This is a genomic window from Seonamhaeicola sediminis, assembly GCF_004358095.2.
Taxonomy (GTDB): Bacteria; Bacteroidota; Bacteroidia; order Flavobacteriales; family Flavobacteriaceae; genus Seonamhaeicola; species Seonamhaeicola sediminis.
The window spans coordinates 1-16,012 of record NZ_SMZJ02000004.1 but is presented as its reverse complement, the minus strand read 5'-3'; the positions used below and the strand labels follow the sequence as shown (position 1 = coordinate 16,012).

General features: G+C 32.6%; 15 protein-coding genes and 1 tRNA gene. 12 read left to right on the top strand and 4 right to left on the bottom strand.

From position 1 onward, the window contains the following. Positions 1 to 70: 70 nt before the first annotated feature. Both E1J38_RS06380 and E1J38_RS06375 read right to left on the bottom strand, forming a co-directional pair. Entirely contained in the window at positions 71 to 706 is a 636-nt protein-coding gene (locus E1J38_RS06380; protein ID WP_133355205.1) for a DUF4290 domain-containing protein, read from the bottom strand. 66 nt (positions 707 to 772) lie between these two features. Next, the gene (locus E1J38_RS06375; RefSeq protein ID WP_133355204.1) at positions 773 to 1,066 is read right to left on the bottom strand and encodes a DUF493 family protein; all 294 of its coding nucleotides are present in this window, start codon (positions 1,064 to 1,066) and stop codon (positions 773 to 775) included. 315 nt (positions 1,067 to 1,381) lie between these two features. Here E1J38_RS06375 and E1J38_RS06370 point away from each other — a divergent pair, with 315 nt between their 5' ends. From E1J38_RS06370 to E1J38_RS06350, 5 genes are all read left to right on the top strand, one after another. Continuing rightward, entirely contained in the window at positions 1,382 to 1,915 is a 534-nt protein-coding gene (locus tag E1J38_RS06370) for an AAA family ATPase (RefSeq protein ID WP_133355202.1), read from the top strand. Between the two features lie 8 nt (positions 1,916 to 1,923). Then, positions 1,924 to 3,822 (top strand): RecQ family ATP-dependent DNA helicase, encoded by a 1,899-nt coding sequence (locus tag E1J38_RS06365; RefSeq protein WP_133355200.1) that lies wholly within the window; start codon positions 1,924 to 1,926, stop codon positions 3,820 to 3,822. Positions 3,823 to 3,824: 2 nt separating this feature from the next. After that, the gene (gene fmt / locus E1J38_RS06360) at positions 3,825 to 4,772 is read left to right on the top strand and encodes a methionyl-tRNA formyltransferase (protein ID WP_133355198.1); all 948 of its coding nucleotides are present in this window, start codon (positions 3,825 to 3,827) and stop codon (positions 4,770 to 4,772) included. 189 nt (positions 4,773 to 4,961) lie between these two features. Next, positions 4,962 to 5,234, top strand: coding sequence for an HU family DNA-binding protein (locus E1J38_RS06355; RefSeq protein ID WP_133355196.1), 273 nt, complete (start codon positions 4,962 to 4,964; stop codon positions 5,232 to 5,234). A 121-nt stretch (positions 5,235 to 5,355) separates the two neighbouring features. Beyond that, on the top strand, positions 5,356 to 5,916 hold the full coding sequence (locus E1J38_RS06350) for a YqgE/AlgH family protein (RefSeq protein ID WP_133355194.1): 561 nt from the start codon (positions 5,356 to 5,358) through the stop codon (positions 5,914 to 5,916). Here E1J38_RS06350 and E1J38_RS06345 read toward each other — a convergent pair. Continuing rightward, positions 5,913 to 6,755 carry an aminotransferase class IV gene (locus E1J38_RS06345; RefSeq protein ID WP_133355192.1) on the bottom strand — a complete coding sequence of 281 codons (843 nt, stop codon included), beginning with the start codon at positions 6,753 to 6,755 and terminating at the stop codon, positions 5,913 to 5,915. The genes E1J38_RS06350 and E1J38_RS06345 overlap by 4 nt on opposite strands. Before the next feature lie 65 nt (positions 6,756 to 6,820). Continuing rightward, the gene (locus E1J38_RS06340; protein ID WP_133355190.1) at positions 6,821 to 7,213 is read right to left on the bottom strand and encodes an START-like domain-containing protein; all 393 of its coding nucleotides are present in this window, start codon (positions 7,211 to 7,213) and stop codon (positions 6,821 to 6,823) included. A gap of 132 nt (positions 7,214 to 7,345) precedes the next feature. Here E1J38_RS06340 and E1J38_RS06335 point away from each other — a divergent pair. The 7 genes from E1J38_RS06335 to E1J38_RS06305 form a co-directional block, all read left to right on the top strand. Then, a tRNA-Met gene (locus tag E1J38_RS06335) sits at positions 7,346 to 7,419 on the top strand. Between the two features lie 304 nt (positions 7,420 to 7,723). Next, positions 7,724 to 9,130, top strand: coding sequence for a Gfo/Idh/MocA family protein (locus tag E1J38_RS06330; protein ID WP_133355188.1), 1,407 nt, complete (start codon positions 7,724 to 7,726; stop codon positions 9,128 to 9,130). Positions 9,131 to 9,134: 4 nt separating this feature from the next. Then, positions 9,135 to 10,775, top strand: a complete 1,641-nt coding sequence (locus tag E1J38_RS06325; protein WP_133355186.1) for a sulfatase family protein — start codon at positions 9,135 to 9,137, stop codon at positions 10,773 to 10,775. A 23-nt stretch (positions 10,776 to 10,798) separates the two neighbouring features. After that, complete coding sequence (locus tag E1J38_RS06320) at positions 10,799 to 13,222, top strand: alpha-L-rhamnosidase (RefSeq protein WP_133355184.1); 2,424 nt, start codon at positions 10,799 to 10,801, stop codon at positions 13,220 to 13,222. A gap of 413 nt (positions 13,223 to 13,635) precedes the next feature. Continuing rightward, positions 13,636 to 14,475, top strand: coding sequence for a T9SS type A sorting domain-containing protein (locus E1J38_RS06315; RefSeq protein ID WP_133355182.1), 840 nt, complete (start codon positions 13,636 to 13,638; stop codon positions 14,473 to 14,475). Positions 14,476 to 14,916: 441 nt separating this feature from the next. After that, entirely contained in the window at positions 14,917 to 15,705 is a 789-nt protein-coding gene (locus E1J38_RS15290) for an HYR-like domain-containing protein (RefSeq protein WP_145774299.1), read from the top strand. Positions 15,706 to 15,710: 5 nt separating this feature from the next. Beyond that, positions 15,711 to 16,012, top strand: a 302-nt coding sequence (locus E1J38_RS06305) for a hypothetical protein (protein ID WP_222428236.1), incomplete at its 3' end; no start/stop codon positions are given.

Below are 16,012 nucleotides of genomic sequence, written 5' to 3'. Positions count from 1 at the left end.
AGGTCTACCCCCAAAATCAAAATTAGTTTCCTATTAAATGTCTTGTTAACTTGTACAAAGATTGTCTTACTTAATAACGTTTTCTCTGTCTGCTTTGTTTTTTATGATGTCCTTTTTTTCCTGAGTATTTACTCTTAGCACGCATTAAACTTGAAGATTCTGATAAGTTTTCTTCTGAATTTCTAAGATTAATTTTTCCACCAGACAATTCAAACAAGTGATCGTAGATAACTATATCCTCAACAGTGTCTTTATTCCAATTTAAAAAACACTTTTTCATGTGGTTGGCAATGGTGTATATTAAAGCTTCCTTTAATTCACCATCTTCCCATGTATTGGCAACGTCTATCATTGTTTTAATATTGTTCCCGTAGAAACGATATTTTGGGTGATTTTGAGGATATTTTAAAGGCTCAGGGCGTTCAGACAGCAACTCCTTGGTAGGTTTTTCAAAAGGGGAATCTACGTCTAGTTCAAAATTAGACATGATGAATAGCTGATCCCAAAGTTTATGCTGAAAATCTGGTACGTCTCTTAAATGTGGCTGCATATTACCCATTACCGAAATAATGGCTTTAGCTATTTTGTTTCGCTCATCTCTGTTGTTAACAGCTTTAGCTTGATTAATCATTTTCTGCATGTGGCGACCATATTCTGGTATAATTAAATGCTCACGCTCTGTATTGTATTCTAAAGTATTTGTCAAAATAAATGTGTGGAATTAAAAATTATGCACGTAGTTATTTATGCTTGTGCAAAATACAAAAAAATTCTAAAGACTTATTACACCTTCAATTTTTTCTGCTACTTCTTGATATTTTTCAATAACGGCATTGGGATCTCTCATCAATAAGTTTACTGAAACACTTGTATAGTTGCCATTTTTAGACTCAACGGTATTAATTACAGCTCCCATATTATCAAATATAGCCTCTAATTTAGCTAATTTTTCACTATCTGACTTCACAATAAACTTATACAAGTATTCTGCTGGCCAACTAGAGGTTTCATAAAGTTGGTTTCTTAGTTTATTGTAAAACTCTTCTGATTTTGGTGATGAACCCATAGCAATTTTATATGCTGCAAAAGTACATGATTTTTTTTATTGAGAAACTTATATAAAACCAATAAAAAAAATCATTTACTAACGAAAGTGGTTACTGCAGCAAGACTATATTTTTGTTTTTTTTAAAATTTAGTTTCTATGTAAGAAACATTCACTTTTATAAATTCATTGTATTCTTTTTGTAATGTTTCATGTAACCTTTAACAATCAAAACCATTTTCTCAACAGATTTGAACCATAATTTTAATTTTATTGATTATAATTCCATTTTTTTTATCGATTCTAAATTCCGATTTTTACACTAAAATTTTACTGTTGGGAGCAAAAAAAGTTGTTATAACCGGAGGACCTGGAACCGGAAAATCTACACTTATTAGTGAACTTAAAAAACAAGGTTTTATTTGCTTTGAAGAAATTTCTAGACAGGTAACTCTTGAGGCTCAAAAGAAAGGCATTGACCAACTTTTTCTAAAAAACCCATTATTGTTTAGCGAGCGTCTTTTAAATGGTAGACACAAACAATATATTAAAGCTTCAACATCTGAATCTAACATTGTGTTTTTAGACCGAGGTGTTCATGATGTATTAGCCTACATGGATTATATTGGTGATAGCTACCCCAAAAGTTTTATAGATGTTTGTAATACTAGTGTTTATGACGCTGCTTTTATTTTAAGCCCTTGGGAGGCTATTTACAAAAGTGACAATGAACGCTACGAAAACTTTGAACAAGTGCTTAAAATTCACAATCACCTTTTACACACTTATCAATCTTATAACTACAATTTAATTGATGTACCTTTTGGAACGGTTAAAGAACGTACTGATTTTATTATAAATGCGTTATAAGAAACTACATGGTTCAACCTATTAACATATTAGAGCGCTATTGGAAATTCACTTCGTTTAAAAACAATCAAGAAGCTATTATCAATGCGGTTATTGAAGGTGAGGACACTTTTGTGCTTTTACCAACGGGTGGCGGAAAATCATTGTGTTATCAAATACCTGCTCTAGTTAAAGAAGGTATTTGTATTGTTATTTCGCCTCTTATCGCTTTAATGAAAGACCAAGTTCAAAATTTAAACAACAAGGGTATTAAAGCCTTGGCTATTACAAGTGGTATTTCCTTTAATGATTTAGATACGCTTTTAGACAATTGTATTTACGGAAATTATAAATTTTTATACTTGTCTCCAGAACGTTTACAGCAAGAATTAGTTCAAGATAGAATAAGGCAAATGCACGTGAATTTAATTGCTGTTGATGAAGCACACTGTATCTCTCAATGGGGCAATGATTTTAGACCTGCATATAAGAATATTAGTTTGTTACGTAGACTTCAACCATCTGTAAATATAGTTGCCTTAACGGCTTCTGCAAAAACAGAAGTAGTTGAGGATATTATTAAGGAACTAGATTTTATTCAACCCAAAATATTTAGGCAATCTTTTTTAAGACCCAATATTGGGTACATGGTGTATCATGAAAATGATAAGTATTACAGGTTAGAAACCATTTTAAAAAAATACACGCAGTCTTCTATCATATATGTAAGAAATAGGAAAATGACTTTGGAAGTTAGTCAGTTTTTAGAATTGAAAAATATTACTGCTACGTATTACCATGGTGGACTTTCTAACGAAGAAAAAGAATCTAATATGTCTGCTTGGTTAAACAATCAAAAACAGGTCATGGTAGCTACCAATGCCTTTGGAATGGGCATTGATAAACCCGATGTAAAAACTGTAATACACATAAATTTACCTGAAAGTATTGAAAGTTACTTTCAAGAGGCCGGAAGAGTAGGAAGAAATGGTGAAAAAGCCTTTGCGGTTATTTTAAAAAACAATACTGATGCTCAATTGGTGAAAAACCAATTTTTAAAAGTACTACCCACTGTAGATTTTGTAAAACAAGTGTACAGAAAATTGTGTAACTACTTTCAAATATCTTATGGTGAAGGTGCCTACACCACCCACGATTTCAACTTTAATGCGTTTTGTAAAACTTACCAGTTTGGTACTATTTTATGCTACAACGCTTTACAACTATTAGACCGCAATAGCGTTATCAACCTTTCTAAGCAGTTTAAAAATAAAGTAACCGCTCAATTTATTATGCCAAACACAGCTATTTTTGATTATTTAGATAATCATACAGATTTAAACTTAATTGTAAAATCTATGTTGAGAATGTATGGCGGTATATTTGATTACGAAACCAAAATAAACACCTTAAAAATATCTGAAAAAGCATCAGTAACAGAAGTATCGTTAATTAACGCTTTAAAAAGACTAGAAAAAGACCAAGTCATTACTTTAAACTTAGCTAAAACCGATGCACAAATAACTTTTATTGAACCAAGAGAAGATGACAAAACCATCAATAGAATTGCTGCAATAATTGAACAACAAAATAAAATAAAACAGCATCAAGTTAAAGCTATGCTTAATTACGTTGAAAATGATAGCCTTTGTAAAAGTATGCAGCTACTCTCCTATTTTGGTGAAAAAGATTTAGAAACTTGTGGAATTTGTTCGGTGTGTATATCATCTCAAAAAAAGACTTCAAAAGTTGACATTTCAACTTTGAAAAACCGTATTATTGAACTCTTAAAAACAAACGATTTATCATCACGTGCACTCGTTGCTAGTTTAAACTGTTCTGAAAAAGACTTAAAAACTGTTTTAAAACTTTTACTAGAGCATAATATTATAGGTATTACACCTACAAACACTTATAAATTAAATTAATAATGAAGGACTTAAGGATTGTTTTTATGGGCACACCAGATTTTGCAGTGGCCTCTCTAAAAGCATTAGTAGATAATCAATATAACGTTGTTGGTGTTATTACAGCACCTGATAAACCTGCAGGAAGAGGCAGAAAGCTAAATGAAAGTGCCGTAAAAAAGTATTCTAAAGAAAATAACCTTAATATTCTACAGCCAACAAACCTTAAAAGTGAAGAATTTTTAGAAGAATTAAAAAGTCTTAACGTTAATCTACAAATTGTGGTAGCTTTTAGAATGTTGCCAAAGGTGGTATGGCAAATGCCACAATATGGCACTTTCAATCTCCATGCCTCCCTTTTACCTAATTACCGTGGTGCAGCTCCTATTAATTGGGCCATAATTAATGGTGAAACCAAAACAGGAGTATCTACCTTCTTTATTGATGAAAAAATTGATACTGGTGAAATGATTCTTCAAGAGGAAGTTGATATACATCCTGAAGAAAATGCTGGAAGTTTACATGATAAATTAATGACAATAGGAAGTAAACTTATTTTAAAAACCGTTGCTTTAATTAAAAATGGCCATGTAAAAACGAAACCACAAGTTGATACAGATGGTATTAAAACGGCTTATAAACTAAATAGAGATAATTGTAAAATAGATTGGAATGACTCCATTGATAACATTTATAATTTAATAAGAGGCTTGAGTCCTTATCCAGCAGCTTGGTGCTCTTTATTAAACGGTGAGGAAGAATTAGATGTTAAAATTTATGAAGCTGAAAAAGAAATTTTATCACATTCTGAAACAATAGGCTCTATAATTTCAAACAAAAAAGAATTAAAAGTTTGTGTCTCAAATGGGTATATTAACATAAAAGAAATGAAACTTCCTGGTAAGCGTACCATGGATATAAAATCGCTATTAAATGGCTATACGTTTAAACCAAATGCTAAAATGCGCTGAACCCTTGATTCTACTGTTATTTCAAAAACTTCGATGAAATACATATCCTTTATTAACAAAAGACTTAAGTTATCAACAAATACGTGCATTTCCCTTGCTATTACTTGCGTGATTGCATAATCCGTATAAATTTGTAGAGGATTTAACAAAAAATGTTTAACCAATTTATTAATAATTAAATTTTATATTATGAACAAAACAGATTTAATCGATGCAATGGCAGAACATGCAGGAATCACTAAAGCAGCTGCTAAAAAAGCTTTAGAGTGTGCAATTATTGAAATTGAAGGCGCTTTACAAAAAGGTAACCGCGTTTCTTTAGTAGGATTTGGTTCTTGGTCAGTTTCTAAAAGAGCTGCTAGAGAAGGAAGAAATCCTCAAACTGGTGAGACAATCAAAATCAAAGCTAAAAACGTTGTTAAGTTTAAAGCTGGTGCAGATTTATCAAGTGCAGTTAACTAATTAGTTACTCAATATACTTTAAAAAGCCTTCAAAAATTTTGAAGGCTTTTTTTGTGCTCCTATGTTAAAAGTTGCTTTTTTAATAAATAAATATTAGATTTAGTTATTAATTCCTCAAAGCATGACAACAACAACACCTAAAAAAGGAGATTTATTAATAGCAGAACCTTCCATAATTGGAGACGTGTCTTTTAATAGATCTATTGTTCTCATTGCAGACCATTCAGAAGAAGGTTCTATTGGTTTTATTCTCAACAAACCTCTAGATTATTCTATTAATGAATTGGTTCCTGAAATTGAAGCCAACTTTAAAGTTTATAATGGCGGACCTGTTGAACAGGATAACTTATATTTTATCCATAAAATTCCAGATCTAATACCAGATAGTATTGAAATTTCTCTTGGGATTTACTGGGGTGGCGATTTTAAAAGGGTGGTTGAACTCATAGAAGCAGGCAATATTAAGGAAACCGATTTAAAATTCTTTTTAGGCTATTCTGGATGGGATGCCTCTCAGCTAGAGAATGAACTTAAAGCAAATTCTTGGGTAATTGCTGAGAATGTTTACAAACAGAACATCATTGAAAAAGACTACAAATCTTTTTGGAAAGAAAAAATGTTGGAATTTGGTGGTGAATATAGCATTTGGTCTAATGCTCCAGAAAATCCAAACTATAACTAGTTTAGTCTAATTGTTACGTTTAGTTTACCTATTAATTTTTTAGAGACATCACTACTAAATAGTTTTTTCCTATATTTTGATATTGGCTGAATACCTGTGATAACATTGGTAATGAAAATCTCATCAGCTTTTTGAAGTTCAAAAGGAGAAACAGATGCTTCAATAATTTCATAACCTTCTGTTTTTTTAAGAATATCAATAATTTGTTTACGCATAACGCCTTTTAAGCATCCATCAGTAATTGGTGGGGTTTTAATAATATTTCCTTTTACAACAAAAACGTTACTATTTAGAGCTTCAATAACATGCTTGTTAGTATTTAAAATCAGACAATTATCTAACTTATTTTCTTTAGCAAAAATACTTCCAACAACATTTAAAGCTTTGTTATTAGTTTTTAATGTTGATAATAAACTTGGTGACACATAATAATCTTTAAACAAATCAACTTCATAAAAACTATCATTTAACACGTAAAATTCGTCATTAATTTGCTTTACAGAAATAATAAATCCAATATCATTTGAATTTGGTGTATATAACCCATCAGAATCTCTAAACACGGTAAGTTTTGCTCTGGCAGCAGATTTAGAAAATCCATTAGCTTCAATAGTCATGAGTATTTGCTCCTCCATGTATTCCATAGTGAAATTCATTGGAATTTCCATACGCATAATACGCATTGAGGCCATTAATCTAAAATAATGATCTTCTAAAAACAACACTTTACTGTGGCTTACTTTTATAGTTTCAAAAAGTGCATCTCCGTAGGCAAACCCTCTATTTTCTAGTGAAAGTTTTTTGTTACTCTCTAAAATATTTCCATTAAAATTTATCATAAAAAAATCCCGCCCAAATTCTTAATCTGGACGGGCAAATATAATTTAATTATATCATTTAAAATTTAAACAGATCCTAGTACATGCTTTAAATCTGATATTTGATTTTCCCAAAGCATTTTAGCTTCATCTATTTCATCTTCCTCTGCAAAATCAGTTATCATAAGAGAAACATCTTTAGTGATTTCATCAACTTGAATTCTAATTTCAAAGTAACATGACAGACCATCCTCCTCATCAGCCAACCATCTATACTTAACACGTTCACCACTTTTTTTACTCAATAATTTAGCTTGCTCTTCACTATCATCCCAAATAAAAGTAAACAGTTCTCCTCGAGAGTTTACATTATCTGAAAACCATTCAGACAAACCAGAAGGTGTGGAAATATATTGATATAATAATTGAGGTGACGCATGAATAGGAAATTCAAGATCAAATCTAACTTTGTCGTCCATAACTACTTTTGAAAATTTAATGTTGCCCAATATATACATTAATTGATAAGTATTGCAATAAATTTTAATAATATTTTGATCAACTAATATTTGCTGACATTAGAATTGTTTTTATATTTGCAGCCACAAAATGGCGAGGTAGCTCAGTTGGTTAGAGCGTCGGATTCATAACCCGGAGGTCTCGAGTTCAAATCTCGATCTCGCTACAAAGCATAAAGTTAAATAAACAAACGGATTGGTTACGCTGATCCGTTTTTTTATGCTTAATTTAAAGTGGTTTCTTATATTTTAAAAAACAAGTGAACACGATTTAGAACACGATTGGCACAAATAAATTTCAGATTTAAAATTTACACTGAAAACATTAATAAATACACTTTACTTATTTTTTTATCACAAATAATTATTCAATTTAGAATTTAGTTTTAACAAGCTCCTTATGAACTAAACAACGGGACAGATTAATAAATTTTAATTCATATCTTAGATATTTATGTAATTAGCTTTGTTATGAAAAAAATTGACCGTAGAAAAGCCATCAAAAATCTGGGTTTAGGACTTGGGTGTATTCCGTTAATTTCAAATTCCTTAACCGGTTCAGATATATTATATGATGGTTCAAAAACTATTACTGCAGGGAAGTTTGATAACCCTAACATAGATAAACCAATAACCGTAATTACCCTTGGTGCCGGATCTAGAGGAAATACATATGGTAATTACGGTATTAAATTTCCAAATCAATTGGACATCATTGGGGTTGCTGAACCCATAGCCATCAGAAATGAGCGCTATTCCAAAAAACACAATATACCCGATAAAAATAGATTCAAAACTTGGGAGCATGTATTTGAACAACCAAAATTTGCTGATGCTGTTATCATAAGTACACCAGACGACCTTCATTATGCCCCATGTATGAAAGCTTTGGAAATGGGCTATGACATTTTACTAGAAAAACCCATAGCTCCTAGCGAAAACGAGTGCAGAGACATACTAAACTTAGCAAAAAAAACGGGTAGAATTGTAGCGGTTTGCCATGTGTTAAGATATGCTCCTTATTTCATAAAGCTCAAACAAATGATTGATTCTGGTGCTATAGGTGAGCTTATTAGTATTCAACACATGGAGCCTATTGAGCATATCCATATGTCTCATTCCTATGTTAGAGGAAACTGGCATAATTCAAAAGAAACTACTCCTATAATACTAGCTAAATCGTGTCATGACTTAGATATTCTTAGATGGTTAATTGGTAAACCCTGCAAAAGTATATCTGCTTATGGTAGCCTAAAATGGTTTAAAGCATCAAATGCCCCAGAAGGAAGTACCAATCGCTGTACCGATGGTTGTGCTGTTGAATTGTCCTGTCCTTATTCCGCATTAAAAATTTACCACAGAGAGCGTCAACGTACTTATGTATTCGATTTTCCAGAAGATAAATCTACACACAGCGACTTTATCATTCAACAATTAAAAACAACCAATTATGGGAGATGTGTGTATAAAATGGAAAACGACCAACCCGATCACTACATTACCTCTATGGAATTTGAAGATGATGTTACTGCCAATTTTTCAATGGAAGCTTTTACTTCCTATCATGGGCGAAGAACAAGAATAATGGGCTCAATGGGCGATATTGTTGGTGATATGGATCAGTTTATTCATACCGATTTCCTAACAAAAAAAACAACCAAATGGAACATAAATATTGAAGATGTAGGTGATTATAAGAATAGTGGACACGGAGGTGGTGATTGGGCTTTAGTGTTTGATTGGATTCAAGCCGTTAAACAACAGGACGCTAATTTATTAACATCAACTATTGATGCCTCGGTTGAAAGTCATATTATGGGTTTTATGGCTGAAAAAAGCAGAAAAACAAAACAAATTGTTTCCATCGATTTGAAATAGCAAAATGTTAAAAAAAGTCAACATAAAAAAAATAAAAGTTCTTGGTATCATTACTATATCCTTATTTTCATGTAAAAAAGCCTACCAAGAAGTTCATCAAAAAATTGAGACACATTCAAAACCTAACATTTTATTCATTATGTCTGATGACCATGCTTATCAGGCCATTAGTGCTTATTCCGATAAACTCATTAAAACTCCAAACATAGATAGGATTGCCAATGAAGGTATGTTATTTACAAATGCATGTGTAACTAATTCTATTTGTGCCCCTTCTAGAGCAACTATTCTAACAGGAAAGCACACACATATAAATGGTAAGATTGATAATATCATGCCTTTTGATAGCACACAGGTTACCTTTCCTCAATTGTTTCAAAAGGCAGGTTATACAACGGCTATGTTTGGTAAGTTGCATTTTGGCAATACCCCCAAAGGGGTAGATGATTTTATGATTTTACCGGGACAGGGGCATTATATTAATCCCAAATTTATCACAAAAAAAGGGGATACCACCATTACAGGATATGTAACAGACATTATTACCAATTTAACCATTAATTGGCTTGATAAAAAAAGGGACAAGAAAAAGCCTTTTATGATGATGTATTTACACAAAGCACCTCATAGAGCATGGTGGCCAAATCCGGAAAAGTTTGAAGAATTCAGACAAAAAAAATTTCCAGAGCCAGAAACCTTATTTGATAATTACGTTAATCGCGGTGAATCTGCCAAAACAGCTGAAATGAATATCAGGGATCAAATGCTAAGTTATGACAATAAAGTATTACCCCATGCTATCCAAGATTTAGGTTTGGCAGGCGATAACCCTAGGAATATAAAATTTTTTGAAAGAGCTGAATATTCCAGACTTAATGCAAGGCAAAAATCATTATATCAACCTATTTTGGATTCCATTGCTCAAGACTTTAAACAAAACTGGCCCCACATGAACGAAATGGATAAAATGCGCTGGCAATATCAACGTTATATACAGGATTATTTAGCATGCATTTCTTCTGTAGATGATAATGTTGGAAGAGTCCTAGATTACCTTGACAAAAGTGGATTAGCAAAAAACACTATGGTTGTTTATACTTCAGATCAAGGTTTTTATCTTGGGGAACATGGTTGGTTTGATAAGCGGTTTATTTACAACGAATCTCTTAAAACACCATTGCTAATTCGTTGGCCCAATCAAATTAAACCTGGCACCACAAACGATGAAATGGTTCAGAACCTTGATTTTGCACAAACCTTTCTAGAGGCTGCACACATTAAAGCTCCAAACGATATGCAAGGCGAAAGTTTAATGCCTCTTTTAAAAGGTAACACCTCCCAATGGAATCGTGAATCTGTGTATTATCATTACTATGAATACCCCGCAGTACACATGGTTAAAAGGCACTATGGTATTGTAACAAAGGAGTATAAATTGGTTCATTTTTATCACGATGTTGACGAATGGGAATTGTACGATCGTGAGAAAGACCCTCAAGAAATGAACAATGTTTACAATAATGCTGCTTATAAAGATATTGTGGCCAATTTGCATAAAAAGTTAGACACTTTAAGACTTAAATACAAGGATTCACCAGCATTGGATAGGCATTTTATAGAATTACATAACAAAAACAGACCATAAGAGTTAAGCCTATAAAACATAGAATGAAATTATTTAAATTATCAATTGTTTTCTATATATTCTTGATTTTTTCTTGCAAAAATGACACCATTACAACAGAATCAAGGTTTAGTGTAAATAATCGCACATTTTGGATTGAAGACGGTATTGCACTTCCTAAAAGTGATTCGCTTTTCTATTTAGAATATCCTGCGCCACTTTTTAGAAAAGAATTTCAAACCAACAAAACTATCCAGTCTGCTACTTTAAGTATTACAGCTGCTGGTTACTACAAAGTTTCCATAAATGGACAGCACATTAAAGAAAACGTATTAGACCCCGCATGGACAGACTTTAGTAAACGTATCTATTTTACAGAATATGAAGTGACACCTTTAATACAAAAAGGCAAGAATTGCTTAGGTATAATATTAGGCAATGGATTTTACAATCCTTTACCATTACGAAAATGGGGAAGAAGAAACCCAAGGAAAGATCTTACCGTTGGTAAGCCTGTATGTATAGCAAAACTTAATATAAAATATAAAAATGGTGATTCAGAAGATATAGTAACAGATAATTCATGGAAGTTTGCTTTAGGTCCCATAAGAAAGAATAGCGTGTATTTAGGAACTCTATATAACGCTAATTTTGAACTAGACAACTGGGATACACCTAATTTTGATGACACCCAATGGCAACCTATAAAAATAGGAAAGCCTCCAGGAGGAAAACTAGAAAAGGCATTCTTCCCTCCTGTTACAATAACTAAAGAATTAAATCCAGTTGCTATTTATTCTCCTGGAAAGGGAATTTGGGTGGTGGATATGGGTGTAAATTTCACAGGCACTTATAAAATAAAACTCAGAGGTAAGCCCAATGATACCATAGTTTTTAGGTTTGGAGAACGTGTGTACAAAGATGGCAACCTAAACCCCATGACAACCGTAGCTGGACAAATTAAAAAAAGGGGGATTGGCGGTCCTGGTGCACCAGACATAGCTTGGCAAACCGATAGCTATATTTTGGGTAACAAAAATGGACAATGGTTTAGTCCTGATTTTACATATCACACCTATAGGTATATAGAGATTAAAGGTTTAAAAGAAAAGCCTAAAAAAGAGGATATTCGCGGACTTTTCATGCACTCAAACGTTACCAATGACAATAGTTTTTCTAGCTCTTCAGAATTGTTAAACTCAATTCAAGAAGTTTCCAAGCAAACCTTTTTATCAAATTTGGTTAGCGTTCAGTCAGATTGTCCTGCAAGGGAACGATTTGGGTATGGAGGCGATTTAAATGCTACAAATGAATCCTTCATTTATAATTTCGATATGCAATCGTTTTATCGAAAAACCATATATGATTGGGTAGATGCCATGAACGATTCAACATTTGTTGATACTGCACCCTACACAGGTATAAAATATTGTGGGATAAGTTGGGAGTCTGCATACTTAACCACACAATACTACCTATACCTTTATTATAATGATATTGATATTATCAAAGAGTTATACGTTTTTAATACTAAATGGATGGATAAAGTTGCACGTATTCATCCTAATGGAATGGTTAACAAGGGACTTAGTGATCATGAGTCTTTAGAACCCGTTCCTGTAGAACTTACAGGTACTAGCCATTATTTACAATGTGCCAACATTATGAAAACATTTGCCAACGTGATGGGTGAAGAAGGTGATGAAAAAAAGTATGACGATTTGGCTAACAATTTAAAAAAACAGTTAAGAGCTAAATTTTGGGGTAAACCCTACTTGAGAAAAATTAACAGGCAAACACTTTTTTCAACATTACTTTATCATAAAATTATCCCCGAAAATCAGATTCCTGCTGCTAAAGATTCCTTATTAAAAGCTGTTAGCAATGGACCCTCAGGACATTTTATTACTGGAATTTTTGGCACCAAGTACATATTAGAAGTGCTCTCTAAATATGGCAATTCTAGCGTTGTTTTTGATATTGTGAATAGTAGAGCATATCCGGGTTGGGGCTTTATGGTAGATCGAGGCGCTACCACTATATGGGAAACATGGCAAGAAAGCGATAATACCTACTCTAATAACCACCCAATGTTTGGAACGGTGTCCGAATGGTTTTATCGTTGGTTAGCAGGTATACGCCCTAATCCTGACCATCCAGGATTCAAAGAATTCTTTATATCTCCTAAAACTCCAGAAGGACTTAACTCTGTTAATTGCTCCTATCAATCACCTTTTGGGGCAATTGTTTCCAATTGGAAAAAAACAACAGATGGTTATACGTATCAATTTACTGTTCCAGCTAATACTAAAGCCTATGTTACACTTCCAATTTCAAAAAATGAAACAATGAAGATTATTAATGGAAAAACTCTCGATCAATCTAATAATATTGATAAGCTTCAAACTGGGAAATTCTTCTTAAATGAAGGGCATTACAAAATTATGGTTGTGAAAAAATTACGCTAACCACACCTTAAATACTTGATAGCTTCTCAATCAATCATAACCTCCTTATTTTAGGTTTTTAAAAAACTCAAACAAATAATCAAGAACCTGAATATCAATTAATTGCAGTAAACACAGGGTTAAAATCATTACTTTATTTTATTCAACCTTTTTTTGATTTCTAAATTAGAAAGTTAAATAATCAATCGCTTAAAAATTTTTCAAAACACTTATTAGATTACATAAAATGTTTTCGTTAACATAAAGGTTAAAACTGCATACGTTTTTGAATCCTTTCAGTTAAGTCAACAATCTATTCTTTAGCTTAAGCATCAAAATTTTTTAGATTAACTGCAGGTTCAATCCTATAAACTGATAACAATCTTGATAATTATACCTTATATTTGCATTAATAAACTTAAACCTATTTAGTTATGATTAAAAATTACTTTTTTATTGCACTATTGTTTCTAGGCGCAAATTTAAATGCTCAAACAACCTTAACGCAGTCTGAAAATCCAAATTTGGTTGATGATTCAGGAAATGCTTGCTGGAATCCAGGAGGACTTAACCCAAACACTTATAATGATAATTCGTTTTATAGAGCATATAATCTTTCAGATTTTTCGATAACAGGAAGTTTTCAAATCACTTCAGTTCAGTTTGGACAAGGATCTGCTGATACGGGCAAAGAGATAACATTAAAAATTCATACAGCCAACACCGATGATTTAACTAATGCTGTTTTAACAGAACAAGCTAGTACAACTCATATTTGTAATGCCAGTAATAATCTTCAAGTAGTTAGCGTGCCCCTATCTGTATCAATACCTTCTAATTCTACTATTGTATTTGAAGTTTTCGCACCAGATAGTGGAACAAATACAGGTGAACTTTTCTTTATAGGAACGAATTCTGCAGGACAAAATGACGATAGTTATATTAGTTTTTCAGAATGTGCTGGGTGGACAGACCCTACAATAGTTAGTGACCAATACGTTATGAATGTTTTAGGTGATGAAGTTTTAGGGATTGATGATTTTAAAGCATTCAAGCTGTCTATTACACCTAACCCAACAAAGGATATTATTAACATTAATTTAGACAATTCAAACACCATTAATCATATGAACTTATATAATATTACAGGACGTTTAATATATAGAAGTGTCAAGTCTAATAGTATTGATTTATCTCAACTTAATTCAGGTGTATATCTTTTAGAAATAAATACTGAAAAAGGAAAAACTACCAGAAAAGTAATTAAAAACTAAAGATTTAAAAGCTCTTTTTATAGTTCCCCTTTCAAAACACCTTAAACAACTGTTTTAGTGAAAGTTATCATATTTTTAAAAAATAATTTAATGTATTTTGTCGATTTTTTTTGCGTTTCATAGATAATTTTTGAAAATTTTAACTTATATTCGTCCACATAAAATAAGTTTATAACAAAATAGTCTAGTTATATGGTAGGTTATTTTCGTAATTAACTGTTTTATAAGCAATTAATCCACTGCAAAATATTTGCGTACGCACTAAAGAATAAAAAGGTATTTCAACGAGTATTTTTGTTATTCATAGGTCGTAGTAATAATTTTACAGTCCCTCATAAAAATTGGTTAATAGCACATAAACCTAAAATAATTGATGTCTCTTAAGAAAAAATATTCTTAAAAGACACATTATTAGTGCGACGCCCTAAATATTAACTGTTTATGAAGAGAAAATACTTATTTAAGTTTCTTTATATTTTAAGTACCCTATTATTTTGTAGTTCATTACTAGCAAATAATTATTACTTAAAAAGAATCTCTGCACCTTTAAATAATAATAGCTATATACCATATTATGGCTTAATTTCTGATTATGCTAAGGTTTTTGGTGGTAATCTTAGTTTTGAAATATCCCCCATTGATAATATTGAAAAAGCCAATTCAGTTGCTTTTGTTGTTACACTTGACCCTGCTCCCGCAGATGTTACAGTGGAATGTCTAGCCGATGTACCTGCTATGATTTCTTTAAATTGGAATGACAGTTGTGATGGCTCAAATGGTAATATAGCTGGTGTTGATGGACCTCTGATTGGCGGTACTTGTGGCGGAACCATTACCAGGACTTGGACTTACAATAGCTCATGTGATGCTGGAACTGCCACAGAAACTCAAATTATTACTGTAGATGATACTACAGCCCCTGTAATTGCTGCTGCACCCGGACCTATTTCCATTCAATGTATTGCAGACCTTCCTGCTGAAACAGACCTAGCTTGGACTGATAACTGTGACGCTGGTGGAACTGTAACTAGTGTGACTGGTCCTTTAGTAGGCAGTGCCTGTGGTGGAACATATACAAGAACTTGGAACATATCTGATGCTTGTGGAAACCCTGCGACCACCAGAACTCAAATTATTACTGTAGATGATACTACAGCCCCTGTAATTGCTGCTGCACCCGGACCTATTTCCATCCAATGTATTGCAGACCTTCCTGCTGAAACANTGTAACTAGTGTGACTGGTCCTTTAGTAGGCAGTGCCTGTGGTGGAACATATACAAGAACTTGGAACATATCTGATGCTTGTGGAAACCCTGCGACCACCAGAACTCAAATTATTACTGTAGATGATACTACAGCCCCTGTAATTGCTGCTGCACCCGGACCTATTTCCATCCAATGTATTGCAGACCTTCCTGCTGAAACAGACCTAGCTTGGACTGATAACTGTGACGCTGGTGGAACTGTAACTAGTGTGACTGGTCCTTTAGTAGGCAGTGCCTGTGGTGGAACATATACAAGAACTTGGAACATATC